This window comes from Arthrobacter sp. K41 (assembly GCF_059089645.1).
Genome location: NZ_JBNHEW010000004.1, coordinates 241,864 through 267,768 on the forward strand (window position 1 = coordinate 241,864; position 25,905 = coordinate 267,768).

Genomic DNA, 25,905 nt, shown 5'->3' on the forward strand with positions numbered 1-25,905 from the left:
CATGAACCAGAAACCACCCTCTCCAACCGGCACCCGCCGCCGCAACGTGGCGGTCATCCTGGCCGGAGGCATCGGCGCCCGCATGGGCCTGGACATACCCAAGCAGTTTGTTCCGATCGCCGGCCGCACCAGCCTTGAGCACACGGTGGAGCTGTTCCAGCACTGTGGGCTGGTTGACGAGATCATTGTCATGATGGCCCCCGGGTACCTGCCGCGGGCCGAGGAACTGCTTTTGGGCAACAGGCCCGGGGCCACATCGGATGCGAAAGCAGCCAAGAAATTCGGCAAGCTCACTTCCATCCTGACCGGCGGCGCGGACCGCAGCGAAACCTCACGCCTGGCGCTGGACGCCATCGCGGACAAGGACGCCAACGTCATCTTCCACGACGCCGTCCGGCCCCTGCTCGACGGCGACATCATCATCGCCTGCATCCGCGCACTCGACGTCTATGCCGCAGTGGACACCGCCATCCCCTCAGCGGACACCATCATCGAAGTGGATGATGAGAACTTCATTCGTGCCGTTCCGCCGCGGGCCAAGCTGCGAAGGGGCCAGACGCCGCAGGCGTTCCACATGCCCGTCATCGCAAAGGCGTACGAAAGGGCCGGCCAGGACCCGGACTTTTCCGCCACGGACGACTGTTCCGTTGTCCTTAAGTACTGCCCCGATGTCCCCATTTTTGTGGTGGACGGGGACGAAGCAAACATCAAGATCACCCAGCCCATCGACATCCACCTTGCGGACAAACTCTTCCAGCTCAGGCACAAAACCATGCTCCCCGGCGGTAATACGGACGGGCTCCGCGGTTCCACCGTTCTGGTGTTCGGTGCGAGTTCGGGGATCGGCCTGGAACTTGTCCAGCAACTTGAGGCTGAAGGCGCCCTCGTTGTGGGGCAGAGCCGCACCGGTAACGGAACCTACGTGGAGGACCGCAAGTGCGTAGCGGAGGCGCTCGCCTCAGCTGCTGCCACCCACGGCCGCCTGGACCACGTCATCCTCACAGCCGGCGTCCTCAGTGTGGGGCCGCTTTCCCAGCTGACCGATGAGCAACTGCACCACGACGTTGACGTGAACCTCACGGCGGCTTTTATTGTGGCCCAGGAGTCGCAGAAGTACCTGGCTGAAAGCAAGGGATCATTGACGCTTTTCGCCTCCAGTTCCTACACCCGGGGCCGGGCGAACTACACGGTTTACTCCGCCACCAAGGCCGCGATCGTGAATCTCACCCAGGCGCTCGCGGACGAGTGGAGCGCGGATGGCATCCGGGTGAACTGCATCAGCCCCAGCCGGACGGCGACACCCATGCGGACCAGGGCTTTTGGGGCGGAGGAGGAAGGATCCCTGCTCCCCGCGGCAGCTGTGGCCGGGGCGAGCGTCCAGGTCCTGGCGTCGGCCATGACCGGGCAGGTGGTGGATGTCCGGCTTCCGTACACGGACCCGTCCAAAGATTCGGAACTGGTGGCGCAGCCATGAGCCAGGACGTCGAGACCCGGGACGGCCCGCTGGCTCCCGGGGCTCTGGCTGTTCAGGTGCCGGCCGGGAGCGGCAGCTACAGCCACAGCCTCTGGGCGGACAGGGTGTCACTTACCCTGACAGGACCGCCCATCCCGGCGGGCACAACCCTGTCCATCCGGCTGGGCGACAGGCCCATCTGGAGCGTCCATACGGGCGAGGCTGCCAGGGCCGGTGCCGGCGGCTGCACCATCGACTGGCCGCCGGCCCTGGCCGTCCGCCTGTCCGGCTGGGCACAGCTCGCGGTGCTGCAAGACGGAAAGGCGTTGTGTCCGACGGCGACGGTCATCTTTGATGACTCACCCCACCAGTTCTCGCTGGAGGAGCCGGGCACCGGGGTGCCCCAGATTATCAACAAGTGGGGGCGGATCGCGCGGAACTTCGAAGGCCAGCGGGCCTACCTGATTGATGAGGCGTTGGACGAGGCCTGCACGCTGGTTGAGTTGATGCGGAACCGCGGCCACGAATTGTTCGTCACAGGCGGCACGCTCCTGGGGCCTGTCCGGGACGGGCACGTCATGCCCGGTGACGACGACGTGGACCTTGCCTACCTCAGCAGGTACGAAAACCCCTCGGACATCGCTTTGGAGGGCTTCGAGCTGGAACGGGCCCTGCATGCGGAGGGTTACGAAACCGTCCGGCATTCCGCCGGGCACCTGCAGCTGCTCTTTCCCGGAGCGGACGGGACGGACAGGTTTTACCTGGACATCTTCACGTACTTCAACGTGGGCGGCTGGTTCCACGGAACCTTCCATGCCCGCGAGCGCGCCGAGGAAGTAACCATCTTCCCGTTGCGGAACCTCACCATCAACGGCAGGGAACTGCCAATGCCGGCCGAGCCGGAGCAGATGCTTGAGGCGATCTACGGTCCCGGCTGGCACACCCCCGATCCGGCGTTCCGTTTCGTCACGCCACCGCCGGCACGCCGCCGTTATGACACCTGGCTGGGCGGCCTGGACTGGGACCGGGAGAACTGGGAGGACCACCACCGGGCGCTGCTTCAGCGGACAGCCGGGCACGATGCCGGCCAGACACCCTCGGCCTGGGCAGCGGAGCTGGCCCGCGGACTGCCCCCGGGGTCACGCATCCTGGAGCTGGGCTGCGGACTCGGCGCGGACGCGAAGCATTTCGCGGAACAGGGGCACCACGTAGTGGCCGTTGACTACAGCAGGCCGGCGCTCCAATACCTGCAAACGCAGCCGTGCGGGTCCGGGACACTGGAGGCCCGGCGGGTCAACCTCAACTCGCTCCGGCAAACTGCACCACTGGCCAGACTGACCAATGACGGTGCTGGTCCGCTGCATGTGTACTCGCGCCTTTTGCTGAATTCGCTGGACTGGCAGGGCCGGGAGAACACGTTGGGGCTGATCCGGCAGCTTCTGCGGAACCAGGGCCAAACTGCGGCAGCGTTCCTGGAAGTACAGGTGGCGGAGCCGCGGCCGGCCTTCCCGGATTGCCGCTTCTACGGGCCCATCGATGTTGGCGACCTGAAAGGCAGCCTCGCTGAACTGGGGCTGCAGGCAGAGGATGTTCCACCACAACCAGGGGGCCTGGACGATGGCGCCCTTCCCACCCGACGAGTGAAAGTGAGGGCCTTGCCATGAATGATCCACTGATTGACGCCATCCACGAGCACGAGCCCCTGGCCGACCCGCTGGAAGAGGTAAATTTGCGGCTGGCCATCGCCGCAACAGATATTGCTGAGCTGCGCGCCGAGGTTCTCCGGCTGGACCGGGACCTTGACGAGTCCCGGCGGTTAAACCGAAGGGCTGCGGAGCTGCTGGACCTCGTCTACGAGCACCTGGCCGCCAACCCTGGCCGCCCCGCCGCTGGGGCCGGTACCTTTGACCGCGCCGGCACCCGGCCGGGCGGCGCGCAGGCTCCTGCTTTCCAAGGCGAAGGCGCCGGTTTATGAGCGCACTCGAAATTATCGGCGCCTTTGAAAGTACGTACCTCCCGCGCCATGACAAGGACATCTTCGAGTCCACTGCCCACGACGTCCAGTGGAAGCAGGACCTCGAACTGCTGGCCAGCTGCGGAGTTCAAAGGCTGCGGTATCCGGTGCGCTGGCACCGGGTGGAAGCCGAGGAAGGCGTCTTCAGCTGGCAGGACACGGACAGGGTGCTGCACTATCTGCGCGACCACGGTTTCCAGCCCATCGTGGACCTGGTGCACCACACCAGCTATCCCCGGTGGATGGAAGGGGGCTTTGCGGATCCCCGCTTCCATTCCGCCTACCTGCGGTACACGGAGGAGTTTGCCCGGCGCTACCCCTGGGTGGAGGAATACACCCTCTTTAATGAGCCCTTCTCCACCCTGTTCCTCACCGGGCATGAGGGCATCTGGCCGCCCTACCAGAAGGGCATGGACAACTTTGTGAGCCAGATCCTCAACGTGCTGCCGGCCGTGGCAGAGGCGAGCCGCGCCTATGCGGACCTGCTGCCCGGCGCCAAGCATGTATGGGTGGACACCTGTGAACACCACACCGGTGAGGGTTCCGGCGGAAGCGCCTACGCTGCCATGGCCAACGAACGCCGCTTCCTGGTGCTGGACAGCTTCCTCGGCAAGGGCTACGACCCGGACGGCCCCGTGGCGGACCTGCTAAGCGAAGCCGGGGGAGAGAGGCTGCAGGACCTGGAGCCGGGACGGGTCGATGTGTTGGGGCTGGACTATTACGCGCACTGCCAGTGGCACTTCGATGACCTCGGCGGCTCGCCCAACACTCCGTATCCCCTGCCGCTCGCCCAGCAGATCTACCTGTACTGGGACCGCTACCGGCTGCCGTGCCTGCTGACGGAAACCAACATCCGCGGCCGCACATCTGACCGTGCCACCTGGTTCAAGTACGTGCTGGAGCAGTGCGAACGGGCGCAGCAGATGGGGGTTCCCCTTGAAGGCCTGTGCTGGTTCCCGGTGATCGACTCCACGGACTGGAACACGCTCCTGTACCGCAGCGACGGCTCCATCGACCCTGTGGGCGTGTATTGGCTGGACGATGAGCTGGCCCGCCAGCCGTCAGCCATGTCGGAGTCGTACGCGAAAGCCGCCGCCGGCACGCCGTCGAGTGAGCTCCCGGCCTTCACGCTGGGCGAACCCGTCGCCACATGGCTGCGCGGTTACGAGCAACAAATGTCGCATTGGAACTGGACAGCTGCCCCTGATGCGGATCAGGGAAACAGCCTGCCCAATACGCAGACCAAGATGGAATTGAGGATAGTCAATGCAGAGTGAACTGATCGTCTTGTCGCATCTTCGCTGGGACTGGGTATGGCAGCGTCCCCAGCACCTCGTGTCCCGGCTGGGCTCCCGCTGTTCGACATGGTACGTGGAGGAGCCGCTCACGCCCGCGCCCGATTTCGGTGGACCCAACCGCATGAACCACACGAAAGTGGACGGGCTGAACCGCGCCTGGCTGGAGATCCCGGAGCAGGGCCACCACGTGGGCTTTTTCGACGACGTCCTCCCGGATTACATCGAGCAGTTGCCCGGGCTGGTGGGCCCGCAGGCCGGCGAGCGTGTGGTGTGGATGTACACCCCACTGTCGCTGGAACTGGCCCTCGCGCTTAACCCCACCACGCTCGTGTATGACGTCATGGACGATCTCGCCGCCTTCAAGGATGCCCCGCCGGAGCTGGTAGTGAGGCAACGGCAGGCGCTCCGCAGGGCCGACGTCGTCTTTGCCGGGGGCCGCTCGCTGCACAGGTCGATGGTGCGGCAGGGCCGCGCGGACACACTGCTCTTCCCCAGCGGCGTGGAGCCGGAGCACTACCGGACCCCGACGGCGGCACCCCGGGTTCCCGGGCAGCGTCCGGTGGCGGGGTACGTGGGAGTGCTGGACGAACGGCTGGACCTGGGCCTCGTCGCAGATCTTGCCCGGGCACTGCCGGAATGGGACATCAGGATGTACGGGCCGGTGGCCAAGATCGACCCGGCCAGCCTGCCGCAGGCGCCCAACATCAGCTATAAGGGGTACACCAGCTATGCGGACCTGCCGGCAGCGATGGCTGGCCTGGATGTGGCCCTGATGCCGTTCGCGTTGAATGAGGCCACACGCTCCATCAGCCCCACCAAAACCCTGGAGTACCTCGCGGCCGGACTGCCGGTGGTTTCCACGCGGGTTCCGGATGTGGTGGCGGACTTCCCCGGCGTGGTGCACCTGCGTGACGACGGCGCCGGCTTTGCCGCCCTGTGCCGAAGGCTTGGCCAGCGGGACCCGTCGCGTGGGCCCAAGGCCAACACCCGTGAGCTGCTGAAGAAGTACCACTGGGATGCGATTGCCGCCCGGATGGCGGAGTCGGTTTTTGCAGCAGGATTGCAGGAACCGGAACCGGTTGACGCCGAGGCGACAGCCTGATTGTGTTCTGGAACCCCCACAAGTTGCCCTACAAGAGGAGGAGCTGAACAACGATGAACGAAGTACCCCTTCACAAGGAACTGCCACTGCCGGACTACGACCACCTGCCGGTGGGAACTTTGCCGTCGCGCATCTCCGGCCTGGAAGAGGCGCAAGTGGCGCAGCTGATCACCTACGAGAAGGCCCACGGGAACCGCCTGCCCATCATGCAGATCCTCGAAAAGAGGCTTCATGACCTGCAGGGCGGTACGGTGCCCCGCGGCCCACAGGCGCCCAGCACCCCGGAGGTCAACACCGGCACGCCGGACACCCCGCAGACGGCCAGTGTTCCCGGACCGCCCATCAATCCGCCGTCGCAAGGTGATCCCACCAACCCTGCGCAGCCCCGGTGAGCCATGGAGCAGCATCACGGAGTCGAGGACCACGACGGTCCCGACCACGACGGCCCGGAGCGCCCCGCCCCGGATGATGCCGGCGGGGATAACGGCGGCCCGGAAAACCAAAGCGGCGAGGACCTTCACGCGTTCGTCAGGTCCCGCCGGGCCGAGTTGGAGGGCCAGTTGGCTGAGTGGGTGCGCGTGCCCGGCGTGCTGGGTGACCCCGGGCACGTGCAGGACCTGCTCCGCTCCGCCAACTGGCTCGCCGGCGAGTTCCGTCACGTCGGCTTCCCGGTGGTGGAGGTTTTCACCACCGGGGAGTCCCACGCCGTGTACGCAGAATGGTGTGAGGCACCCGGCGCACCCACGGTCCTGGTTTACAGCCATCACGATGTACGGGTGGCCAAGCCCGGGCAGTGGGACCAGACTGCCCCGTTCGAGCCGGTGGTTCGCGACGGCAGGCTGTACGGGCGGGGCAGTTCGGATGCCAAGGGCCAGGTTCTGGCCCACCTGTGGGGGCTGCGCGCGCACCTGCACCAGCAGTCCACACGCTCTCCCACTTATGACCCCCAAAACCCGGACGCTCTCTCACTTAACGCACCCCAAACCCCAACGCTCCTGCAGTCCCCGGCGCCGGCCCTTAACCTGAAGTTCCTTGTCGAGGGGGAGGAGGAGGGCGGCTCGCCGCACCTGGCTGAGCTGCTCGAGGAGCAGGCGGACCGGTTCAAGGCGGACCTTGTGGTGTTCTCGGACACCCTGCTCTTCCGGGAGGATTATCCGGCGCTGTGCCTGAGCCTGCGCGGGATGCTCAGCGCACATCTGGAAATCACCGGTCCTGAGGTGGACGTGCACAGCGGCGCCGTTTCCGGTGCCGTCCCCAATCCGGCTTTCGAACTGAGCCGGCTCCTTGCCGCCTTCCATGACAAGGATGGCCGGATTGCCATCCCGGGGTTCTACGACGACGTGGCGCCGGTGCCGGAGGAGTACCGGGAAGCGCTCGCACGCCTGCCGTTCACGGACGAGGACTGGCTTGAGCGTTCAAAGATGGGGAGCGTCACGGGCGAAGCGGGTTACTCGGTACCGGAACGCTTGTGGCTCCGCCCGGCGGTGGAAATCACGGCAATGATCGCAGGTGATCCGGCCGGAATTTCCAGCGCCGCCGTCCCGTCTGTGGCGTCCGTGGACCTGAGCCTGCGGACAGTACAGGGCCAGCGGGTGGAGAAGGTGGCTGAGCAGCTCCGGCAATGGGTCCAGGACACGGTGGGGGACAACTACGGCCACACGCTGAGCGTTGACCTGGCGACAGCCCAGGAACCGTACTGGACGCCCGAGCACCCCGCTGTCCCGGCGCTGGAGCGGGCCATGGCTGCAGGCTTCCGCTCATCAGAGGTGGGCAGGATGGGAAACGCCGGCGGCGGACCGGCCACACTGCTGAGCAGGTTATTGGACGCTCCGGTGGTGTTCTTCGGGACCGGCCTGGTGGAGGACCATTGGCACGACAGTGATGAAAGCGCCAACCTTGAGGTCCTGGTGAACGGCGCGGTGACGCTGGCCTGCTTCTGGGATGAGCTGGCGGGCATGGAACTGACAAAGGACGACGGCGATGGACACCTCAGGCATTAACGGCACCCCAGCGGGGGCGGCCGGCGCGAACGGCCGGGGCCCCGGCACGCGGACATTCGGGGTGGAGGAGGAGCTGCTCCTGGTGGACCCCGGCAGCGGGGATGCGGTTCCGGTAGCGGGCGCCCTTCTGGACCTGTACGTCCGCCCGCTGGAGTCCCGCAACGGTCCTGTCCTCACGGCCGAGTTCCAGCAGGAGATGATCGAGGTGGTCACCCCGCCCCAATCGACGTTGGCTGCCCTGGAAGCGGACATTGTTGCCGGGCGGGCCATCGCGCACCAGGCGGCTGAGGACGTGGGGGTCAGGGTGGCAGCGCTGGCCACCTCGCCACTTCCGGCAGATCCCCATCCCGTGCAGCTCCGGCGGTTCAAAGCCATGGCGAAGGAGTATGGGCTTACCGCCCGTGAGCAGCTCACGTGCGGCTGCCACATCCATGTCTCCGTGGAGTCGGCGGAGGAGGGCGTGGCGGTTCTGGACCGGATCCGGAACTGGCTGCCGGTGCTGATCGCCCTGAGCGCCAACTCCCCGTTCTGGCACGGCGAAGACACCGGCTACGCCAGTTACCGCTCCCAGGTGTGGAACCGGTGGCCGTCCGCCGGTCCGCTTGAAGTCCTCCGTACCCCGGAGGCCTACTATCAGCTGGTGCAGGACATGGTGGGCACCGGCGTCGCGCTGGACGAGGGGATGATTTATTTTGACGCCCGGCTTTCCCGGCACTACCCCACCGTGGAGCTACGGCTTGCGGATGTCTGCCTCCGGCCGGAGAACACCGTGCTGCTGGCCGGCATCGCCCGCGGACTGGTGGAGACGGCGGCGCGGGAGTGGCGGCAGGGCGTCGAGCCGGCGGTGGTTCCCACTGCGCTGCTGCGGCTGGCGGGCTGGAAGGCGAGCAGGTGGGGGCTGCGCGGAGAGCTCCTCGATCCGGTGACAAGCCGGCCGGCGCCCGCTCTCGCCGTCGTTAATGCCCTGATGAACCACGTACGCAAGGCCCTGGAAGACATCGGGGACCTGGAACGGGTGGAGGAGCTGATGGACGATCTGCTCAACGCCGGCACGGGCGCAGCCCGGCAGCTTGAGGTCCTGCACCGCACCGGGGACCTGGAGGACGTTGTACGGGACGCGGCCGACTGCACTGTCCGGGTCCCAGCCAAGGAGGACTAGAGAGCAGTGTTGCGCGGGGCGAACATGATCACGGCGACTCCGAGCAGGCAGATGGCGGAACCTGCGATGTCCCATTTGTCCGGCCGGAAGCCGTCAAAGACGATGCCCCAGACAAGGGAGCCCGCCACGAACACGCCCCCGTAGGCGGCGAGGATCCGGCCGAAGTGTGCATCAGGCTGCAGGGTAGCAGCGAAACCGTAGATGCCCAGTGCGATAACGCCCAGGCCGGCCCACCACCACTCCTTGCCTTCCCTGACCGACTGCCAGACCAGCCAGGCGCCGCCGATTTCAGCGGCGGCGGCAAGGATAAACAGCAGAATTGTTTTCGCGATGGTCACAGGGCTATTTTCGCAGCTCTATCCGGCTGCTCAGGGCGGCCACGGTGCGCAGGGCCCCAGTGCCGCCGATTCAGGAGCTGGCTTCGTCGGCCCCGTGCGGCAGGACCACGCGGTCCGCAGCTTGTGCCGCGAGGGGGAACAGGAGGAGCAGTAGGCCCACACCCGCTGCCGCGCCGATGAGCTGGGCGATGATGAAAGCAGGTACCGATGCCGGTGCGATGCCGGCGAACGTGTCGCTGAAGATGCGGCCGATGGTTACTGCCGGGTTGGCGAACGACGTCGAGGACGTGAACCAGTACGCGGCCCCGATATAGGCGCCTACCGCCGGTGCGGCAAGGGCGCCCCGCTGGGTGGCGGCAAGGGCGAAGATCAGCAGGATAAGGCCGGCGGTGGCCACAACTTCGCTGAGCAGATGGCCGCCGGTGGCGCGGTCCTTCCCGGAAAGGGAAGTCCCTACCTCGAACATGGCGTTCGCGATCACGCTGCCGCTGACCGCGCCGAGTGTTTGGGCCGCAACATAGGTGCCCACCTCCGGCAGGGTGAGGCCCGTCCCGCTGCGCCGCCCCAGGAGCCAGTCCACGAGGGAGACCACCGGGTTGAAGTGCGCTCCGCTGACGGGCCCGAACAGAAGGATCAGGACGGTCAGGCCCAGCACCGTCGCGGTGCTGTTCTGCAACAGCTGCAGGCCGACGTCGTTGGGTGAGAGCTGCTGGGCCATAATCCCGGAACCGACAATGATCATGACGAGCAGGCTGGTGCCCAGAAGCTCAGCGACGGCGCGGCGCCACAGCGGTGGCTGGTTGGTAGTCATGGCTTCAAGCTTGACCCACGAAATTATCTCAGTCAAAATTGAGGCAATGAAAACTGAGCTTGCTGACACTTTCCACTTGCGGGTGGCCAAGCATGCTGCCCTCGCTGACCCTGCGCGGTTGCGGATCGTTGATCTGCTCACCCTCGGGGACTTTTCCCCCACGGAACTGCAGGCCGAACTCGGGATGCCGTCCAACCTGCTGTCCCATCACCTGCGCGCCCTGGAAGGAGCGGGGCTGGCAACCCGGCACCGCTCCGAGGCCGATAAGCGCCGCAGCTACATCCGCCTGGCTGCCGGGGCACTCGAAGGGCTGGCGCCCGGCGCTGAACACGGCGCCGCCCGCGTTTTATTTGTCTGCACGCGCAACAGCGCCCGTTCCCAACTGGCGGCCGCCCTCTGGCAGCAGGCCAGCGACATCCCTTCAACCTCTGCCGGCACGCACCCGGCGGACCGTATCGCGCAAGGAGCCATCGACGTCGCCCGCCGCCACGGCGTGGATCTTCCGGAGGTCCGGCCCAGGAAGCTGGGACCGGTGACCGGCGGCGACTTTGTCATCACGGTATGCGATAACGCCCATGAGGAGCTTTCCGGCCTCGGCGGCGTCCACTGGTCGGTTCCGGATCCCCTTCGGACCAACACGGTGGAAGCCTTTGAATACGCCTTCAACGATCTTTCCCACCGCATCAGCGACCTCGCGCCGCGGATGCTCGCGGCCTGAACGTTTGCCGCACCATATTGACAACCATCAATGCACTGTCCCATACTTCCTGCATCGATCAACTTCAATATATGATGCGGGAGGTGCGGTCGCGGCGATAAACCCAGCGTCCCCTAACCCCCAGGAGCAAACTATGAGTACCGAAACCGCCAAGAAGCCCTCCGTCCTGTTTGTCTGCGTCCACAACGCCGGGCGCTCCCAGATGGCCGCCGCCTTCCTCACCAGCCTCGGCAAGGGCGAGATTGAAGTCCGCTCCGCCGGGTCCCAGCCGGCGGAGCAGATCAACCCCGCCGCCGTCGAAGCGATGGCAGAACTGGGCATCGACATGTCCGCCGAGGTGCCGAAGGTCCTGACCACCGAGGCCGTGAAGGAGTCGGACGTCGTCATCACTATGGGCTGCGGCGACGAGTGCCCGTACTTCCCGAGCAAGCGCTACGAGGACTGGGTTCTGGAAGACCCGGCAGGCAAGGGCGTCGACTCCGTCCGGCCCATCCGTGACCAGATCAAAACCCGCATCGAGGGCCTGATCGAGTCCCTTATCCCCGCCGCCAAATAGCCCGTTCCGGACACCAGGAGAGACATCCATGAGCAGCAACAACGTCACAAGCGGACCGGCCAAGGCCGAGCAGCTGATCATTATCGGTTCCGGGCCCGCCGGGTACACGGCCGCAATCTATGCCGCGCGCGCCGGCCTTGAGCCGCTGGTGCTGGCCGGGTCCGTCACTGCGGGCGGTGCATTGATGAACACCACGGAGGTGGAGAACTTCCCCGGTTTCCCGGGCGGTATCCAGGGGCCGGAGCTGATGGACGGGCTGCAGGAGCAGGCGGAGAAGTTCGGCGCGAAGGTGGTGTTCGACGACGTCACTGATGTTGCGCTGAAGGGTCACCTCAAGCGCGTGGTCACCGGCGGCGGCGAGGCTTATGAGGCTCCGGCGGTCATCCTGGCTACCGGTTCGGCCTATAAGGAGCTCGGGCTTCCGGAGGAGAAGAAGTTCAGCGGCCATGGTGTTTCCTGGTGCGCCACCTGCGACGGGTTCTTCTTCCGCGAGCAGGACATCATCGTGGTCGGCGGCGGGGATTCGGCGATGGAAGAGGCCATGTTCCTGACCCGGTTCGGCAAGTCCGTGACCGTCGTCGTCCGCAAGGGCGAGCTGCGCGCCTCCCGGATTATGGCGCAGCGGGCCAAGGACAACCCGAAGATCACCTTCGCGTGGAACTCTGCCGTCACGGCGATCCACGGGGACGGGAAGGTCTCCGGTGTGACGCTGACTGATACGCGCACGGGGGAGTCCCGCCACCAGGACGCCACCGGGATCTTCGTGGCCATCGGGCATGTGCCGCGGACGGAGCTGCTCACTGGACAGGTGGAGCTGGACGAGGACGGCTACATCAAGGTGGACTCACCCACCACCGTCACCAACCTCTCCGGCGTTTTCGCCTGCGGTGACGCCGTGGACAGCCGTTACCGCCAGGCGATCACGGCTGCCGGTACCGGATGCGCTGCCGCCCTCGACGCCGAACGCTACCTCGCTGCTTTAGAGGACGCGGACAGCATTGCCACCGCACTCGTCGAGGAACCAACCCACGCCTAAATCCTGACCAGGGGAGGAGGTGAGCGGAATGACGACAGGATGCTGCGGTGACTCCGGTTGCTGCGACGATCAGGACTGTTGCTGACCCCTTCCGCCCGGCCAGGCAGCAGGGCTTCAGGCCTCATAGGGACACTTCACGCTGCCTGGCTGGGCGCCCACCGCCTAAGTAATGAAAGAAGAGGACAGCATGGATGCGACCGCGAGCGGCCTGCCCGTTGCCGTGATCGGCGCCGGGCCCGTCGGGCTGGCCGCCGCGGCCCACTTGCTGGAGCGCGGCCTGGTGCCGGTGGTCTTCGAGTCGGGCACGACGGCGGGTGCCGCTATCGAGCAGTGGCGTCACATCCGGCTGTTCTCACCTTGGCGGTTCAACCTCGACGCCGCTGCCGTGCGTTTGCTCGAGGCTGCCGGCTGGCAATCACCCCGCCCCACCGCACTTCCGTACGGCGGTGAACTTATCGACAACTACCTCGCACCGCTGGCCGCGCTGCCGCAGATCGCCGCCCGGCTGCACACCGGCGCCCACGTTGTGGCCGTCAGCAGGCAGGGCATGGATAAAACCCACACCAGGAACCGGGGGACCACGCCGTTTTTGGTGAGGGTGCAGCACACGGACGGCGAAACCCGCGACCACGTTGTAGCGGCAGTGATCGACGCCTCCGGCACGTGGTCCCGGCGAAACCCGCTTGGTGCTTCCGGGCTGCCTGCCATTGGCGAGGACACCGCGGCGGACCGGATCTCCGCGCCCCTGCCCGACGTCGTCGGCCGGGACCGGGCGGCCTTTGCCGGCCGCCGTGTGCTGGTGGTGGGCTCCGGCCACTCCGCCGCCAACACCCTGATCAGCCTCACTAACCTCGCCAAAGAGGAAGCGGGCACCCGAATTCTTTGGGCCGTCCGCGGTCCTTCCGCCGAGAAGGCCTACGGCGGCGGGGACGCGGACGGACTGCCGGCACGGGGCCAGCTCGGCGGCCGTGTCCGGCGGCTCGTGGAGGCCGGAAAAATCGAACTTCACTCCGGCTTCTGCATCAGTTCACTGAAGTCCCTCGGCTCGCACGTGACCGTCGAAGCGGTCGATGGCCGCACCCTCGAGGCCGACGTCGTCATTCCCTGCACCGGCTTCCGCCCGGACCTGGACATCCTGCGCGAAATCCGGCTCAACCTGGACCCTGCCGTTGAGGCGCCGAAGGAGTTGGGCCCGCTGATTGATCCCGAGTTCCACTCCTGCGGTACCGTCCGGCCCCACGGTGCCAGGTTGCTGGCACACCCGGACAAGGACTTTTACATTGTGGGTATGAAGTCATATGGCCGGGCGCCGACCTTCCTGCTGGCCACCGGCTACGAACAGGTCCGTTCCGTCGCTGCTGCCCTGGCCGGTGACAGGGAGGCCGCGGAGACCGTGCAGCTGGAGCTCCCCAGGACGGGCGTCTGCTCCACCGGCGCAGAACCGGTGCTGGTCGGCATCCCCACCGGCCTGGCCCACGGCCGCTCCGGCTCTTAACTGACCTCTTATTGAAGGGAACATCGGAGGACATGGGGCAGGGGCCACGGAAGAAGCCACAGTGCGGGCTGCGTCGGGCCGGCATCGCGGTGCTCATTGTGCTGGGACTGATACTTGTGTCCACGGTGGTCAACCTGATCATGGAGTCAACAGAGAAGTCGAGCATCACTGCCTACGGCCAGCGCGTCGCCGTGAGCAGCGGCGCGCTGAACGTGTACCGGAACGGGCAGGGGACCGGCCCACCGATCGTTCTGCTCAGCGGCCTGGGAACCCCGGCGCCCGGCCTCGACTTCGCGCCTCTGGTCCGCGAGCTGCACGGCTTCGACGCGATCGTCGTCGAGGGGTTCGGTTACGGCTACAGCGATCTGGAGGCCCCTCCGCGGACCAACGAGAACATCAGCACCGAACTTCACGGCGTACTGGCAAAGCTTGAGGTTCGGCAGCCCTACATCCTGGCCGGTCACTCCATCGCCGGTTTCTACATGCTCGACTACGCCAACCGGTATCCCGCCGAGGTGGCCGCCGTCGTCGGAATCGATGCAACAGTACCCAAACCGGGAGACGGGCCAGTGCCAGGGCCGGAGTCGGGCCTCAACTGGCAGAAGGCCCTGGCCGTTACCGGCATAGTGCGTGCAGTGTCCGCCGTCGCCCCGGACTTCGTGGACCCCGCCAGTGATGCCTACACCGATGACGAGCTGCAGCGCATGCGGATGATGACCAGCTGGAACTACGGCAACCCGGCAGTAACGGATGAAACGGCCCGGATAGCGAACAACGCGGCGGCCCTGAGGGGAATGACTTATCCCGCTGACCTGCCGGTGCTGGCCCTCCTTGCCGATGACGGGTCCGGCTCAACACCCAGGAAAACGACCGCCGCCGAAAACTTGCTGAACAACGTTACACGCCACAAGATCGTCACTTTGGAAGGCCCTCACTACCTGCACTGGACCCAGTCGAAGCGTATTGCAGAGGAGATCCGGGCCTTTGTGAGCAGCAACGCGGGCTGACCCAGTCAGGCTTGGAGCTGCAGCGGCTACAGCGGGTCGGGACGCACGCGCACGGCAGCCAGCGAACGGACAAGCGCGACGGCGGTGATGGCGCCGGCCGCCATGATGGACGCCAGGACCACCACCTGGAACCGCCCGGCCTCCAGGGGGGAGGCGCCGCCGAAGATTGCCCCAACGAACGCGCCCGGCAGGGTCACCAGGCCGGTGGTTTTGGTCTGGTCCGTCGAGGGGATCAGGGCGGCATGAACAGAGTAGCGGGCCTGAGTGAGAGTGGCGCGCCGTGCCGTGGCGCCGAGGGCGAGCCAGCCTTCCACCTGGTCCCACTGCTCGTGGACCGCCTCTTGGAAGCGGTGTCCGGCAAGCACCGCGATGGTCATGCAGTTGCCGATCACTATCCCGCCTACCGCAAGGACGTAGCGCGGCTCGAGGGCCACGGCGCCTGTAGCAAAGACGACGGCGAGAGTTACCAAAATGCCGATGGCCATGGTTGCTGACACCATGGCAAAGCGCCGCCATGACCAGGCCAACCGCCGCGTTGCCGTCACAGCAGCCACGGAAAACATCACCAGCAGCGCCGCCGCCACCCAGAGCGGATCGCTGATGATGCCACCCAGAACCACACTGATGAGCGCCAACTGGGCGGCTCCCCGCAGAATGGCAACGGCCGGTGCAAGGAACGAGGGCGTCCGCGCGCCCCGGAGCACCGCGACGGTTATCAGCATCAGGATGGACACGGCCGCGAAGGTGGGTGCCAAGGCAGCGAGGGAGTCCATCAGTTCAGCCTAGCCGTGAAGCAGGGCGTCTTCAGCGGGGAGATGCAGTCAGGACTTTGTGGCTGATACCGCGGCGGTTGGCAAGGGGAATTAGACCAGGCTCGGCTGGCTTGAGAGGATGTAATCCACGGCTGCCGGGCCCTTCATGGCCAGTCCGGGCCATTCGTGCCGACCGGTGTTGCGCTCCAGCTTCGAATGTCCGTGCTGGTGCATGGCGGTCCATAAGGAGTTGGTAGGGCCCGGCCGCTCGGCGTTGAGCAGGCACCAGCTGATGTAGAGCCCGTAAATATCATCCTCCCGAAGGGCGGGCTGCTTTTCTGAGTCCTGCACAAAGCATTCGGAAAGGAAGCGGGTGTAGTTCGGGATGCTCATGAATGGCGTTCCTTCGGGTCGTGGAGCGTGACGAGCGTGTGAGTGGTAGATGTCCAGCCGAAGTGCTTCGGAGCCACGTGCGCGAAGGATGGGTCGGATACCGAAAAAGTTTCAAGCATCGTTCACAGCGGAATGACCTGCCGACGGCGGCGCAGGCACGGCAGGGTGCCTCACCCTGCCGGATAGGGGGCCTGGGTGAGTACGCGGGCCAGGTGCACGGCGTTGCGGGCGGCTCCCGCCGTTGCCGCAGCAGTTTTTTCGGGGACGCTGTCGAGGTCCTTGTAGTCCACCGTCTGCATGGCCTCTCCCACCCAGTAGGTGGCGCCTTGGGCAGGGACGGTGAAGCCGACGTCGTTCAGTGCCTGCTGCGTGTCCGCCACGGTCTTGTGGGCGCCGTCTTCGTTGCCCACCACGGCCACAATCGCAACTTTTCCGTACATGATTGGCCGCCCGGCCTCATCCGTTTCGGCCAGCTCGGCATCGAGGCGTTCAATGACCCGCTGGGCGATGCTGCTCGGGTGCCCCATCCAGATGGGGGTGGCGAGGACCAGCATGTCGGCCGCGAGGATCCTCGCGCGAATCCCGGGCCACTCGTCGCCGTCGCCCATGTCGGTTTGGACGCCGGGCATCACGTTGTGATCGACAACCCGCAGTGAGGCTCCTCCCACCCCATGGCCTGCAAGTTCATCCAGCACGTGGCGGGCCAGGAGTTCGCTGCTGGACGGGGCGGGCGAAGGTGTAAGGGAGCAGATAAGGGCAAATGCGCTGAGGTCGGCCATGGTTCATCCTTCTGTCATCGAGTCTTCCTTGGTGCCAGTCTAGGGTTCGTGGCGAACGGGAGAACGGATGGCCCGAAATGCCCTTCCGGCCAGGACGCCTTGCGCGAAAGATAACAAGTGTGCTTAGTATTTAGTTAGTAACCTTACTTACTAATTCACCAGGCTGGCTTTGAAAGTCCAGCTGCCAACCAATGGAAGCGAGTGATGATGACGGAAAACCAGTGGCCTGAGGCTTCTGCCCGAAGCGATCTCGACCAGTACGGAAACGCAGCACCAACGGATCCATCGGCAGAGCCCGAAACCTACGTCACCAAGAAGGATGCAGCCAAGGGAGAGACGTCGAAGATCGCCGGGCAGGCGGCCGGTGCGGCCCACAATGTGGCGCAGACCGCCAAGCTTGAGGCTGGAAACGTCGCGTCCGAGGCAAAGTCCAGCGCAAAGGGGCTCCTGCACGAGGCGAAGTCGGGATTGGGGAACCAGGCCGGAGCGCAGCAGCAGAAGGCCGCGGACGGGATCCGGACCATCTCCAGCCAGCTCCAGGCCATGGCTGATGCTCCTGATCAACCGGGCATCGCCGGCGACCTGGTCCGGCAGGCTGCCGAGCGCGCAACCTCCGTTGCATCCTGGGTGGAAAACAAGGAGCCCGGGGCGCTGCTGGAGGACGTCCAGTCCTTCGCCCGCCGCAAGCCCGGTATGTTCCTGCTTCTGGCCGCCGGCGCAGGCGTCCTTGCGGGCCGTCTGTTACGGGGCCTGCAGCCTGCCCCGGCGCCGGAACCTGCCATCCCGCCGCAGCCTGCACAGGCACCCGCTGCAGCAACCGGAACTGCTGCCTGGGGCGAAGAGTCGGTTTACCAGAACCATACAACGGCCCCGGCGACGTACGGCGAAACCATCTACGGCGAACCAGCGCGTCCGGCCTACTCCGGCACCGAAGCAGGCGGAGTTCCGCTCAGGGACCTGGATGATCCGTACAGCGAAATCCGTGGCGCAGAGCGCCAGCCCTAAACGTTTAAAGTCACCGCAAGACAACGGATCCACCAACCAAAGGACCAGTGCCATGAAAAAACTGCTCATCGCTTTTCTGCCCGCCATCATCAGCCGGGTCCTGAACGCCCGCAAGGCAAAGCAGCTTCGCGCAGGCCAGACCCGGCCGCCGCGGAACCGCTTCTAACCGTTGCCAGGCCGGGCAGCCCGGCTCGGATTTGTAACCAGAGCCTCCGGGCGTGTGAAAACCCCCGGAGGCTCTGCGCTGTGCGGCGACCGGGGCCACCCTCAGATCCATGCAGCACGCCGTCGCAGCCTTAGGCGGTGAGCCACCTCATCGCCTCATCCCTTGAGGTGAAGTAGCGGGTGAGGTGTGCGGGTTTGTGCCGGGCCATGTAGAAGCTGGCGATGGCTTCGTCTACCGGGGATGCGCCAACAATTGCTGCACGAGCGAGCGGCCACGGTGCGGCGAAGGCGTCCTGGGCCCGCTGGCCAATCCAGGTCATTCCGGTCATCTCCACCAGCAGCGGAAGGGTGCGTCCTGCACTAAGAACAGCAGCCCGTTCCATTAATGCTTTCGCGTCGCTTTCCGTGACTACGGCACCGGGTGCGAATGTCAAACAGAGGACCCGCCCGCACAGCTCCACAGTGCCAGTGGTTCCTTCACACCCATGTTCTTTCACAGCGCCTCCTGCGTTCCAATACTACCTAAGGCGCTTGATGACAAGGAGGGTGAGGTCATCCGTGGGGTGCAGTGGAGAGTTGATCATCGCCCTTATGGCCCCTTTCGTGTCGGTACCGGGGGCGGTGAGTGCCAGTAGTTCCGTCTGCAGTTGTTCGACGTCGTCGTTGGCGAGTTCCAGGATGCCATCGCTGGGGATGATCAGGGCGTCACCCGGCTCGAGGCGAAGCGACTCCGTTTCCCAGCGGCAACCGGGCATAATGCCAAGGGGTGGGCCGCCGGCCGGGAGCTGCGTGATCTTTCCCTCGCCTGTGGAGTGGTGGGCGATGCCGTGCCCGGCGTCGGAATAGCGGACAATTCCTGTTTCGACGTCGAGGTCGGCATGAAACGCGGTAACGAACACGTCATCGAGAGCCAGTTCGTCGTGCAGCTGGTTTGAAACCGCGGTCAGGGCCTCGCCTGGCTCGACAGGGCCGGTGGAACGCAACCGGGATTGGACGGTGGCAGCCAAAATGGCCGGGCCTGTTCCCTTTCCCATCACGTCCGCCACAGTGAACCGCAGCAACTTGTCCTCAATCTGCCAGTCGTAAAAGTCCCCGGCCAGGTCGCCGGCGGGCCGGGTTAGTGCGTGGAGTTCGTAACCGGGCAGCGCGGGAGGAGCGGCAGGCGCGTGGGCACGCTGAATCTTTGCTGCGTTCTTCATATCGGCGCGGACGTTGATTTCGCGCTGGACGATGGCGGCGAGATCGCGAAGTATCTGCTCCTGCTCAGGGGTGAAAGTCCGTGGCTCCTGGTCGATGAGGCAGAGCGTTCCGATGTTCCAGCCGCCGGGTCCCTGCAGCGGCTGCCCGGCGTAGAAACGGATGTTGGGCTGGCCCAGAACCAGCGGGTTGCTCCGGAACCGATCGTCCTGGCGTGCATCTTCGATAACCAGGGTATTGGGGGTCTTGATGGTGTGGGTACAAAATGCATCCGCCCGGGGGATTACCCGTTCCAGGCTTCCGGCCAGGGATTTGAGATACTGGCGGTCATCCGCAACAAGGGCGACAGTTGCTGTGCTGACTCCAAAAAGTTGCTGGGCCAGCCGGGTGATCCGGTCGAAGCCCTCTTCAGCAGGACTGTCGAGAAGTTCTGTCGCCGCCAACGACGCCAGCCGGTTCTTCTCCTCTTCCGCTGCTGCTTCTGAAGTCTGCTCACCCATTGGCTATCTGCCTCCTTTTGCCGGATACCGACATACCCAACTATGTCATCCTAAATTGCATGAGCCGGACGACGCCTAACTGGCGGTAAAGCTTTCGCTGACAGCGTGGCCGCATGGCTGCCGCCACCCAGGAACCGGAGTCAGTCCCCAATAGGAGCCGGTTTGGGTGCGGCCGGTACCGTCTCTCCAACCCGGGGCCGCCTTCTGATGATGACGTTATTGGTGCAGTGGACTGAAGTGGAAGAGCTGCTTTCCACCATGTTTCGCGGAATCCAATACCCGTCCACAACTTCGAATCGGGACGACAGGGGGTAGAAAGGGTGATCGGGTGTCAGATGCATCTAACTTCCTAATTTGCGGGTGCGCTTTGCCGTAAGACGTTCGTAGTGCTCGCAAGAAAGGATGGGTGCTGCGTTTGGACACTGATTACCCGGCAGGGGAATCTGCAGTCCACTGCCGGGCAATTGGTTGTTTGGTATGGGTGCTGACGCTGTTACTGCCGTGCCGCCAGCGCGTTTTTCAGTGCCTGCGCTGACGAGCTGCTGCTGTTGATGCGCCAGTCCGCTTCCTTGTTGAAATGGAACCAGGTGATGGCGGTGACGTCACCCTGGGCCGCCAGGTAGCTGATCAACGAGGTGTTCCAGTCGGCTTTGGAGCCGCCCTGCTCCGCGGAAGATGTTTCAGCGATCAGGATTTCCTTGCCCGGCGCCAGGGAACGGAGCTCGGAGATGCCCTGGCCGAAGAGCTGTGAGGGCGTCTGCCAGGCGCTCCATGTTGCCGATGTGCCCCAGTTGTAGCCGTCAAGGGCGACGGCGTCCACGTAGGCGGCGCCGGGGTACAGCCCGGCCAGCGGCGTGGATCCCCAGTAGGGGACATTGGGGTTCCATACCCAGGTGATGTTCGAGGCACCGGTGGATTCGACGACGTCGTGGACGTGACGCCAGGCCGCCACGTAATCGCCGGTGGTGTTGCCGTTGATGCCTTCGGCCCAGGGGTACCAGTCGCCGTTCATCTCGTGCCCGAACCGCAACATGACCGGGTGCCCCCAGGCAGTTAGGGACTGTCCCCAGCTCAGAAGGTGGGTATCAAAATCACCGGCTGCGATCCGGTCCAGGGAGTAGGCGGGCTGGTCCGTGCCGCCGCCCCAGGCCCAGGGTTCCCAGGTTAGCAGCGTTATTGCTCCCCGGGCCCTGACTGCTTCGAGTTCGGTAAGCGGCGGGGCCTGGTTGAAGTCTTTGTAGGAGAGGATGATGGACGGCGCTTCGCCGGCCAGGGCAGCGACTTCGTCCAGCTCCGCGCCCGCCAGCGGGCCGCCGGGGACACCGGCCCCGAAGCGCAGGAGCGCCCTGGTAGGGGCTTCGGCTGCCGGTGCAGGTGCCGGAGCGGGAGCTTCCTGGCTGTCTTCCGTTGTGGTGGACGGTGAGCTGTACGTGACGGTGAAGCTGGCCGCGGCTGTGGTCCTGCCCGAGGCTGCCTGGATTACGACGGCGGGATCGTTCGTCACCGGGATCACCAGGTCAACCTTAAAGTAGCCCGACGCGCTGGCCGTAAAAGCAACGGCGGCCGTGCCGCCGGTGACTGTTCCTGCGGCCTTTTTCGGAAAGCCGGTCCCGGTGACCGTCACCGAAGTTCCCGCTGGCCCAGACGTAGGGCTGAGACTGATTGAGGCACCTGCGGCCTGCACGGCCGGGGCCGTACCCGTCACTGTCCAGGCCACAAGCGCCAGGACGCATGCCACAAAACGTAGCGTTTTCATTCCACTCCAAAAACAGTTCCGTCCCCGAACGGAGTCAGGGAGCATGAGGGCACGATCCACCCCCTTCCCTTCAAGTTTTAGGCATTCTGCGCCCTCAGCCCCGCCGTATCAGCGCAGGATTTGCAGAGGATTCTGCAAGCCCGGCTGGCCCCTTGAAGGCACGTCAGACGGACCAATTCCAGGCGCGCGGCTTGCATGACGGATAGGAAGTGTGCTTACTATTTAGGTAGAAAGCATGCTTACTAATGCTTCCAGTTTTGTCTTCACGCAGCATCAAGTTAGTACCAAGAAGGAGATACACATGATCAGCACTGAGAACCTTTCTGCACTGACCACTGCCGGCGGACACGTCGTAGGTTCCGATGGAAGCAAGATCGGCTCCATCGGCCAGATTTACGTGGATGACCAGACTGCCGAGCCCACCTGGGTCACGGTCAAGACCGGGCTTTTTGGCACGCACGAGTCCTTCGCCCCGCTGGAGGCCGCTACGCAGGACGGCAACGATATCGTCCTCGCCCACACCAAGGACAAGGTCAAGGACGCCCCCCGGGTCGCCCCGGACGGGCACCTGGAACCGGCCGAGGAAGACCAGCTCTACACCTACTATGGCCTGGGCACCGGTCAGGGGTTCACGGGCAACGGATACGCCGCCGGCACCGCAGAGGACACCGTGGGCCGCGGAACCGTTGGCCACGACACCTCCGGTCCCACCACCGATGAGGCGATGACCCGCTCGGAGGAACAGCTCCACGTCGGCACGCGCAAGGAAGAAGCCGGCCGGGCACGGCTGCGCAAGTACGTGGTCACCGAGAACGTCACCACCACGGTCCCGGTCCAGCGTGAAGAGGTCCGGATCGAACGCGAACCGATCACCGACGCCAACCGCGGCGACGCCCTGGACGGCCCGGCCATCAGCGAGGAAGAGCACGAAGTCATCCTGCACGAGGAACGCCCGGTAGTGGAGAAGGAAACCGTCCCGGTCGAGCGCGTGCGCCTGGACAAGGAAACGGTCACCAGCGAGCACACCGTCACCGAGGAAGTCCGCAAGGAAAACATCGAACTCGACGACGACGGCATCACCCGCCGCTAAACCACTCCGGAATCCTCATCCGATTCCCCACGCACGGCCCGTCCTCCCCCGAGGACGGGCCGTGCTTTTTCTGTGTGCCGGACACTTGTTCCCGGTCCTGCGGGGGCACAGAATAGTAGCTGTTCCCACGTCAGCGGCTCAGCGCTTCTGAGGCACGCGGCGGCAAGCGCTGCGGTGCCTTTCCTCACCGGAAACTTCAAACGGCGGTCAAGCTGATGAAATCGCCTGGTTCCCCTGGCTCTGTCCTGTCGCTCACCAAACGGCACCCGGTGGCGGCCTTCGTGGTCATTGCCATCGCGCTGTCATGGACCGTCCAGATCCTTTCCCTCCTGCTGCTGGGAAACATCCTGCCGGGAATCCTTGCCGAACTCCTGATCCTGCTGGGAACGGCAGTCCTGGTAACGGCGGCGGCGGACGGCCGGCCCGCCGTCCGCGAGCTCTTCCGCAGGGCATTCTGCTGGAGGGTGGGGGCGGGGTGGTACATGGCAGCGCTGCTGGCACTTCCTGCACTGACGGCGCTCATCGCTGCGGTCACCGGGACGATCCACCCGCCGGCCGACGGCTGGTGGCCGTTGACGGGCAATTACCTGCTGAACACTGTGATTATTGGTGCCCTCCTGGGCAACATCTGGGAGGAGCTCGCCTGGACCGGGGTGGTGCAGCACCGGCTTATGGAGCGGCATGGACCCGTAGTTGCTGCCTTGCTGACGGCCATCCCGTTCGCACTCATCCATCTGCCGTTCGCCTTCGCCGAGCGGGGCTTCACCGGCACTCCATGGTCCGACGTCGCGGTCTCCTGGGCGGTCCTTTTCCTTTTCGCACCGTTCTTCCGCCTGCTCATGGGGATCGCCTACCTGGGAACGGGCTACAGCCTGCTCATAGTGGGGCTGCTGCACGCCTCCTTCAACGCCTCTGCCTCCACGAAGCTGGACGTGTTCGACGGCGAGTGGCAGCAGATTGCCGCTGTGATCGTCCTGCTGGGAGTGGTGGCCGCCGCCTCCCGGGCTTGGCGCCTGCGGGCTGCACCGGCTGAAGGAGGCCAGGACGCCCGCACAGTCCGGCGCCCCACAAAGGGCTCAAGCGCCAACACCACCGGCGACAGCGACGGACCGCGTTACGCCCGTTGATCGAAAAGAGAAAAGCCGATGGTTCCTCAATTTCGTTCAACCCCCTGGCCTGATACTCCGGAGCGGACAGGCGCCGGGACCGGCCGGCTCCGCCACTGGACAGCCCGTCATGGGTTGCTGGCCTATACGGTGATGGCGTATGGGATTGCCTGGCCTTTGTTGGTCGGAGGATTCTTCGGAACTGAGGCCGGCACCTTGGACCCCGAAGGCGGGCTGGTTGCCGTCATGAACCAGGTGGCCTCCGCGGCCCCGTTGCTTGCTGCCGTGGTGGTCCTGGCCCTCAGCCAGGGTAGGCGTGGCCTGGCCTGGCTGGCGGGGAGCCTCGTCCGGTGGCGGGTCCATCCCTTGTGGTACGCGTTCGTTTTTCTCGCTGTCCCGCTTCTCGGGGTAGCCGCCACCTGGGCGTTCCACCCGGGGGCAACAGTTGCAGCCCTGGGGCAGAACTGGCCGCTGCTCTACACGCAGTTGCCATTGGGTATTTTGAGCATTGCCGTTTTCACCGGTCTGGCTGAGGAACCTGGATGGCGCGGCTACGCCCAGCCAGCTGCCAATCGGCGTTTCCATCCCTTGCTTGCCGCGCTGGTCGTGTCAGTGATCTGGGCACTCTGGCACCTTCCAAACGCCTTGTTTGTGCAAAACCATGCCGAGACCCTCGCCCATCTGCTGGCCACAGTGGTCAACGGCTTCGTCCTGGCCTGGGCTTACAACTCCACCAGCGGCAGCGTCCTCATCGTGATGCTTCTCCACGGAGCCCAGAATGCTACAGGGGGACTGGTAATTCGACTGTTCGACGGATCCGGGGACGGGCCGACAGCCACCATGTACTACCTGATCTCGGCGTTGGCGTTCGGTGTTTTGATGGCGGTCGTGACGGTCCTGACCCGGGGGCGATTGGGCCTCTCTTTTCCAGGAGGCATGATTCAGGCTGAAACTGGCTCCCGGGGCCAAGCCTGAGAATTCCTGCAACCACCCGCCGTGCTCAAGGCGTGGAGATGGGTTCCTCGAGAAGCCAGTGCAAAGCCTCGGTCCTGTTCGTGAAGAACCGGGTGGGACACGGATGGCTGCCAGGACCGCGAAAGCCGGCAATCACGCGGTCCACCGGATTGGAGCCGAGCAGCGCAATGCGCGAAGCCGCACTGGGAGTTGAGAAAGCGGCACGGGCTGCGTGGCTGACTGTTTCGACGCTGGTCATCTCCACCAGCAGGGGGCGGCTCTTGCCATGGCAGACGTCATTAACCTCCGCCATGGCAGCGTTAATATCCGCTTCTCCCAGGATGGCTTTGGGGGACCAAACCAAGTGGAGGACCCCCTCCGGGCCGAGCGCCAAAGTCCCCTTCCCGCCGTCGATCATTTTCGTCTCCATGACGCACCCCTCCAGTCGGCGCTCGTGCGAAGCTTGCTACCGCCCATCACGGTCAAAGCGTACTTCCAACAACCTGCAGGCCTCTGGCCGACTTCCGTACTTGCCGGCTACAGGGCAGCCAGCAGGTCCTTCATCTCCTGAATTTCGGCTTCCTGCGAGCTGGCGATGTCCTTGCTGAGCTGGACCGCGTCGCTGTTCTTGCCGTCGGTGGTTTCGGTCCTGGCCATCGTGACGGCACCTTCATGGTGGGCGATCATCTGGGTCAGGAACAGCCTGGCCGCCTCGGTGCCCTGGGCGGCCTCGAGCTTTGCCATGTCATCCTCGCCCATCATCCCCGACATGCTGTGCCCGGATGCCTTATGCGTGGGCATCTGGGTGGGCTGGCCCCAGCTTTGAAGCCAACCGGTCATCTTCTCGATCTCGGGGCCCTGGGCGGCCTTGATCCTGGTGGCCAGGTCCGTCACCGGCGCCGGAATGCCTTCCTTGGCAAGGATAAGATCGCTCATCTCCACCGCCTGGGCGTGGTGCGGGATCATCATCTGCGCGAACATGGTGTCCGCATCATTGATCCCGGCCGCCGCTGCGGGGGCCTCGCTTGATGCCGGGGCCGAACCGGATGGTGTTCCGGAGCTGCCGTGGTGCATGCCCGGCATGCTGGTGGTGTCCGAACCGCCCGCTCCGGAACCGGCGGAGCAACCGGCAAGGGCGATTGCCCCGGCGATGGCAACAGTTGAAATCGTCAGCGTCTTCTTCATGGTGATCAAGGTCCTTCCGGTTCTTTCTGCCTCCCG

The 25,905-nt window shown here is 65.1% G+C and carries 27 protein-coding genes; 17 read left to right on the forward strand and 10 right to left on the reverse strand.

Going from position 1 to position 25,905, the window contains the following annotated elements; genetic code table 11:
- The first annotated feature begins 1 nt into the window (after position 1).
- Genes AC5RTE_RS11755 through AC5RTE_RS11790 form a run of 8 tightly spaced genes read left to right on the forward strand, consistent with a single transcriptional unit; the run spans position 2 to position 9,026 of the window.
- Positions 2–1,474, forward strand: coding sequence for an SDR family NAD(P)-dependent oxidoreductase (locus AC5RTE_RS11755; RefSeq protein WP_494041571.1), 1,473 nt, complete (start codon positions 2–4; stop codon positions 1,472–1,474).
- Positions 1,471–3,117 carry a LicD family protein gene (locus AC5RTE_RS11760; RefSeq protein WP_494041572.1) on the forward strand — a complete coding sequence of 549 codons (1,647 nt, stop codon included), beginning with the start codon at positions 1,471–1,473 and terminating at the stop codon, positions 3,115–3,117. Before AC5RTE_RS11755 ends, AC5RTE_RS11760 begins: the two co-directional genes overlap by 4 nt.
- Positions 3,114–3,428: a DUF6752 domain-containing protein gene (locus AC5RTE_RS11765; protein ID WP_494041573.1), complete on the forward strand. Its 315-nt coding sequence runs from the start codon at positions 3,114–3,116 to the stop codon at positions 3,426–3,428. The genes AC5RTE_RS11760 and AC5RTE_RS11765 overlap by 4 nt, the downstream gene beginning before the upstream one ends.
- Entirely contained in the window at positions 3,425–4,744 is a 1,320-nt protein-coding gene (locus AC5RTE_RS11770) for a family 1 glycosylhydrolase (protein WP_494041574.1), read from the forward strand. The genes AC5RTE_RS11765 and AC5RTE_RS11770 overlap by 4 nt, the downstream gene beginning before the upstream one ends.
- Positions 4,734–5,867, forward strand: a complete 1,134-nt coding sequence (locus tag AC5RTE_RS11775; protein WP_494041575.1) for a glycosyltransferase — start codon at positions 4,734–4,736, stop codon at positions 5,865–5,867. Before AC5RTE_RS11770 ends, AC5RTE_RS11775 begins: the two co-directional genes overlap by 11 nt.
- Positions 5,868–5,920: 53 nt before the next feature.
- Positions 5,921–6,259, forward strand: a complete 339-nt coding sequence (locus AC5RTE_RS11780; protein ID WP_494041576.1) for a DUF8129 domain-containing protein — start codon at positions 5,921–5,923, stop codon at positions 6,257–6,259.
- Between the two features lie 3 nt (positions 6,260–6,262).
- Positions 6,263–7,867: a M20/M25/M40 family metallo-hydrolase gene (locus AC5RTE_RS11785; protein WP_494041577.1), complete on the forward strand. Its 1,605-nt coding sequence runs from the start codon at positions 6,263–6,265 to the stop codon at positions 7,865–7,867.
- Positions 7,848–9,026, forward strand: a complete 1,179-nt coding sequence (locus AC5RTE_RS11790; protein WP_494041578.1) for a carboxylate-amine ligase — start codon at positions 7,848–7,850, stop codon at positions 9,024–9,026. The genes AC5RTE_RS11785 and AC5RTE_RS11790 overlap by 20 nt, the downstream gene beginning before the upstream one ends.
- On the opposite strand, the gene AC5RTE_RS11795 is transcribed toward AC5RTE_RS11790, so the two are convergent.
- Together AC5RTE_RS11795 and AC5RTE_RS11800 are read right to left on the reverse strand one after the other, a co-directional pair.
- Positions 9,023–9,364: a YnfA family protein gene (locus AC5RTE_RS11795; protein ID WP_494041579.1), complete on the reverse strand. Its 342-nt coding sequence runs from the start codon at positions 9,362–9,364 to the stop codon at positions 9,023–9,025. The genes AC5RTE_RS11790 and AC5RTE_RS11795 overlap by 4 nt on opposite strands.
- 70 nt (positions 9,365–9,434) lie before the next feature.
- Positions 9,435–10,175: an aquaporin gene (locus tag AC5RTE_RS11800; RefSeq protein WP_494041580.1), complete on the reverse strand. Its 741-nt coding sequence runs from the start codon at positions 10,173–10,175 to the stop codon at positions 9,435–9,437.
- Positions 10,176–10,221: 46 nt separating this feature from the next.
- Here AC5RTE_RS11800 and AC5RTE_RS11805 point away from each other — a divergent pair, with 46 nt between their 5' ends.
- The 5 genes from AC5RTE_RS11805 to AC5RTE_RS11825 all read left to right on the forward strand — a co-directional run bounded on the left by AC5RTE_RS11805 (position 10,222) and on the right by AC5RTE_RS11825 (position 14,987).
- Complete coding sequence (locus AC5RTE_RS11805) at positions 10,222–10,893, forward strand: arsenate reductase/protein-tyrosine-phosphatase family protein (protein WP_494041581.1); 672 nt, start codon at positions 10,222–10,224, stop codon at positions 10,891–10,893.
- 133 nt (positions 10,894–11,026) lie between these two features.
- Positions 11,027–11,449, forward strand: coding sequence for an arsenate reductase ArsC (locus tag AC5RTE_RS11810; RefSeq protein ID WP_494041582.1), 423 nt, complete (start codon positions 11,027–11,029; stop codon positions 11,447–11,449).
- Between the two features lie 28 nt (positions 11,450–11,477).
- Entirely contained in the window at positions 11,478–12,485 is a 1,008-nt protein-coding gene (gene trxB / locus AC5RTE_RS11815) for a thioredoxin-disulfide reductase (RefSeq protein WP_494041583.1), read from the forward strand.
- A 187-nt stretch (positions 12,486–12,672) separates the two neighbouring features.
- A complete protein-coding gene (locus AC5RTE_RS11820; protein WP_494041584.1) occupies positions 12,673–13,980 on the forward strand; it encodes an FAD-dependent oxidoreductase in 1,308 nt (435 codons plus the stop codon).
- A 32-nt stretch (positions 13,981–14,012) separates the two neighbouring features.
- Positions 14,013–14,987 carry an alpha/beta fold hydrolase gene (locus AC5RTE_RS11825; RefSeq protein WP_494041585.1) on the forward strand — a complete coding sequence of 325 codons (975 nt, stop codon included), beginning with the start codon at positions 14,013–14,015 and terminating at the stop codon, positions 14,985–14,987.
- A gap of 26 nt (positions 14,988–15,013) precedes the next feature.
- On the opposite strand, the gene AC5RTE_RS11830 is transcribed toward AC5RTE_RS11825, so the two are convergent.
- The 3 genes from AC5RTE_RS11830 to AC5RTE_RS11840 form a co-directional block, all read right to left on the reverse strand.
- Positions 15,014–15,760 carry an ABC transporter permease gene (locus AC5RTE_RS11830; protein WP_494041586.1) on the reverse strand — a complete coding sequence of 249 codons (747 nt, stop codon included), beginning with the start codon at positions 15,758–15,760 and terminating at the stop codon, positions 15,014–15,016.
- A gap of 90 nt (positions 15,761–15,850) precedes the next feature.
- Positions 15,851–16,132, reverse strand: a complete 282-nt coding sequence (locus AC5RTE_RS11835; RefSeq protein ID WP_494041587.1) for a hypothetical protein — start codon at positions 16,130–16,132, stop codon at positions 15,851–15,853.
- Between the two features lie 170 nt (positions 16,133–16,302).
- Positions 16,303–16,911: a flavodoxin family protein gene (locus AC5RTE_RS11840; RefSeq protein WP_494041588.1), complete on the reverse strand. Its 609-nt coding sequence runs from the start codon at positions 16,909–16,911 to the stop codon at positions 16,303–16,305.
- Between the two features lie 204 nt (positions 16,912–17,115).
- Here AC5RTE_RS11840 and AC5RTE_RS11845 point away from each other — a divergent pair, with 204 nt between their 5' ends.
- Positions 17,116–17,916 (forward strand): hypothetical protein, encoded by an 801-nt coding sequence (locus AC5RTE_RS11845; RefSeq protein ID WP_494041589.1) that lies wholly within the window; start codon positions 17,116–17,118, stop codon positions 17,914–17,916.
- 296 nt (positions 17,917–18,212) lie between these two features.
- Here AC5RTE_RS11845 and AC5RTE_RS11850 read toward each other — a convergent pair whose 3' ends face one another.
- The 3 genes from AC5RTE_RS11850 to AC5RTE_RS11860 all read right to left on the reverse strand — a co-directional run bounded on the left by AC5RTE_RS11850 (position 18,213) and on the right by AC5RTE_RS11860 (position 21,534).
- On the reverse strand, positions 18,213–18,515 hold the full coding sequence (locus AC5RTE_RS11850; RefSeq protein WP_494041590.1) for a DUF7793 family protein: 303 nt from the start codon (positions 18,513–18,515) through the stop codon (positions 18,213–18,215).
- 84 nt (positions 18,516–18,599) lie between these two features.
- Entirely contained in the window at positions 18,600–19,778 is a 1,179-nt protein-coding gene (locus AC5RTE_RS11855; protein ID WP_494041591.1) for a PP2C family protein-serine/threonine phosphatase, read from the reverse strand.
- 493 nt (positions 19,779–20,271) lie between these two features.
- Positions 20,272–21,534 carry a glycosyl hydrolase gene (locus AC5RTE_RS11860; protein ID WP_494041592.1) on the reverse strand — a complete coding sequence of 421 codons (1,263 nt, stop codon included), beginning with the start codon at positions 21,532–21,534 and terminating at the stop codon, positions 20,272–20,274.
- A gap of 301 nt (positions 21,535–21,835) precedes the next feature.
- On the opposite strand from AC5RTE_RS11860, the gene AC5RTE_RS11865 reads away from it, so the two are divergent.
- The 3 genes from AC5RTE_RS11865 (at position 21,836) to AC5RTE_RS11875 (ending at position 24,705) form a co-directional block, all read left to right on the forward strand.
- Entirely contained in the window at positions 21,836–22,624 is a 789-nt protein-coding gene (locus tag AC5RTE_RS11865; protein ID WP_494041593.1) for a YsnF/AvaK domain-containing protein, read from the forward strand.
- Positions 22,625–22,839: 215 nt separating this feature from the next.
- Entirely contained in the window at positions 22,840–23,751 is a 912-nt protein-coding gene (locus AC5RTE_RS11870) for a CPBP family intramembrane glutamic endopeptidase (protein ID WP_494041594.1), read from the forward strand.
- Positions 23,752–23,946: 195 nt separating this feature from the next.
- Positions 23,947–24,705 carry a CPBP family intramembrane glutamic endopeptidase gene (locus AC5RTE_RS11875; protein WP_494041595.1) on the forward strand — a complete coding sequence of 253 codons (759 nt, stop codon included), beginning with the start codon at positions 23,947–23,949 and terminating at the stop codon, positions 24,703–24,705.
- Between the two features lie 25 nt (positions 24,706–24,730).
- On the opposite strand, the gene AC5RTE_RS11880 is transcribed toward AC5RTE_RS11875, so the two are convergent.
- Positions 24,731–25,114, reverse strand: coding sequence for a DUF7793 family protein (locus AC5RTE_RS11880; protein WP_494041596.1), 384 nt, complete (start codon positions 25,112–25,114; stop codon positions 24,731–24,733).
- A gap of 107 nt (positions 25,115–25,221) precedes the next feature.
- Positions 25,222–25,869 (reverse strand): DUF305 domain-containing protein, encoded by a 648-nt coding sequence (locus AC5RTE_RS11885; protein ID WP_494041597.1) that lies wholly within the window; start codon positions 25,867–25,869, stop codon positions 25,222–25,224.
- Between the last annotated feature and the right edge of the window lie 36 nt (positions 25,870–25,905).

Excerpts from the sequence above, each read along its gene's own strand:
- AC5RTE_RS11870 (WP_494041594.1), top strand. The coding sequence starts at position 22,840 with ATGAAATCGCCTGGTTCCCCTGGCTCTGTCCTGTCGCTCACCAAACGG.
- AC5RTE_RS11860 (WP_494041592.1), bottom strand. The coding sequence starts at position 21,534 with ATGAAAACGCTACGTTTTGTGGCATGCGTCCTGGCGCTTGTGGCCTGG.
- AC5RTE_RS11820 (WP_494041584.1), top strand. The coding sequence starts at position 12,673 with ATGGATGCGACCGCGAGCGGCCTGCCCGTTGCCGTGATCGGCGCCGGG.
- AC5RTE_RS11865 (WP_494041593.1), top strand. The coding sequence starts at position 21,836 with ATGATCAGCACTGAGAACCTTTCTGCACTGACCACTGCCGGCGGACAC.
- AC5RTE_RS11825 (WP_494041585.1), top strand. The coding sequence starts at position 14,013 with ATGGGGCAGGGGCCACGGAAGAAGCCACAGTGCGGGCTGCGTCGGGCC.
- AC5RTE_RS11810 (WP_494041582.1), top strand. The coding sequence starts at position 11,027 with ATGAGTACCGAAACCGCCAAGAAGCCCTCCGTCCTGTTTGTCTGCGTC.
- AC5RTE_RS11790 (WP_494041578.1), top strand. The coding sequence starts at position 7,848 with ATGGACACCTCAGGCATTAACGGCACCCCAGCGGGGGCGGCCGGCGCG.
- AC5RTE_RS11760 (WP_494041572.1), top strand. The coding sequence starts at position 1,471 with ATGAGCCAGGACGTCGAGACCCGGGACGGCCCGCTGGCTCCCGGGGCT.
- AC5RTE_RS11800 (WP_494041580.1), bottom strand. The coding sequence starts at position 10,175 with ATGACTACCAACCAGCCACCGCTGTGGCGCCGCGCCGTCGCTGAGCTT.
- AC5RTE_RS11880 (WP_494041596.1), bottom strand. The coding sequence starts at position 25,114 with ATGGAGACGAAAATGATCGACGGCGGGAAGGGGACTTTGGCGCTCGGC.
- AC5RTE_RS11855 (WP_494041591.1), bottom strand. The coding sequence starts at position 19,778 with ATGGGTGAGCAGACTTCAGAAGCAGCAGCGGAAGAGGAGAAGAACCGG.
- trxB (WP_494041583.1), top strand. The coding sequence starts at position 11,478 with ATGAGCAGCAACAACGTCACAAGCGGACCGGCCAAGGCCGAGCAGCTG.
- AC5RTE_RS11885 (WP_494041597.1), bottom strand. The coding sequence starts at position 25,869 with ATGAAGAAGACGCTGACGATTTCAACTGTTGCCATCGCCGGGGCAATC.
- AC5RTE_RS11770 (WP_494041574.1), top strand. The coding sequence starts at position 3,425 with ATGAGCGCACTCGAAATTATCGGCGCCTTTGAAAGTACGTACCTCCCG.
- AC5RTE_RS11765 (WP_494041573.1), top strand. The coding sequence starts at position 3,114 with ATGAATGATCCACTGATTGACGCCATCCACGAGCACGAGCCCCTGGCC.
- AC5RTE_RS11835 (WP_494041587.1), bottom strand. The coding sequence starts at position 16,132 with ATGAGCATCCCGAACTACACCCGCTTCCTTTCCGAATGCTTTGTGCAG.
- AC5RTE_RS11755 (WP_494041571.1), top strand. The coding sequence starts at position 2 with ATGAACCAGAAACCACCCTCTCCAACCGGCACCCGCCGCCGCAACGTG.
- AC5RTE_RS11805 (WP_494041581.1), top strand. The coding sequence starts at position 10,222 with ATGAAAACTGAGCTTGCTGACACTTTCCACTTGCGGGTGGCCAAGCAT.
- AC5RTE_RS11785 (WP_494041577.1), top strand. The coding sequence starts at position 6,263 with ATGGAGCAGCATCACGGAGTCGAGGACCACGACGGTCCCGACCACGAC.
- AC5RTE_RS11840 (WP_494041588.1), bottom strand. The coding sequence starts at position 16,911 with ATGGCCGACCTCAGCGCATTTGCCCTTATCTGCTCCCTTACACCTTCG.
- AC5RTE_RS11780 (WP_494041576.1), top strand. The coding sequence starts at position 5,921 with ATGAACGAAGTACCCCTTCACAAGGAACTGCCACTGCCGGACTACGAC.
- AC5RTE_RS11845 (WP_494041589.1), top strand. The coding sequence starts at position 17,116 with ATGATGACGGAAAACCAGTGGCCTGAGGCTTCTGCCCGAAGCGATCTC.
- AC5RTE_RS11775 (WP_494041575.1), top strand. The coding sequence starts at position 4,734 with ATGCAGAGTGAACTGATCGTCTTGTCGCATCTTCGCTGGGACTGGGTA.
- AC5RTE_RS11830 (WP_494041586.1), bottom strand. The coding sequence starts at position 15,760 with ATGGACTCCCTCGCTGCCTTGGCACCCACCTTCGCGGCCGTGTCCATC.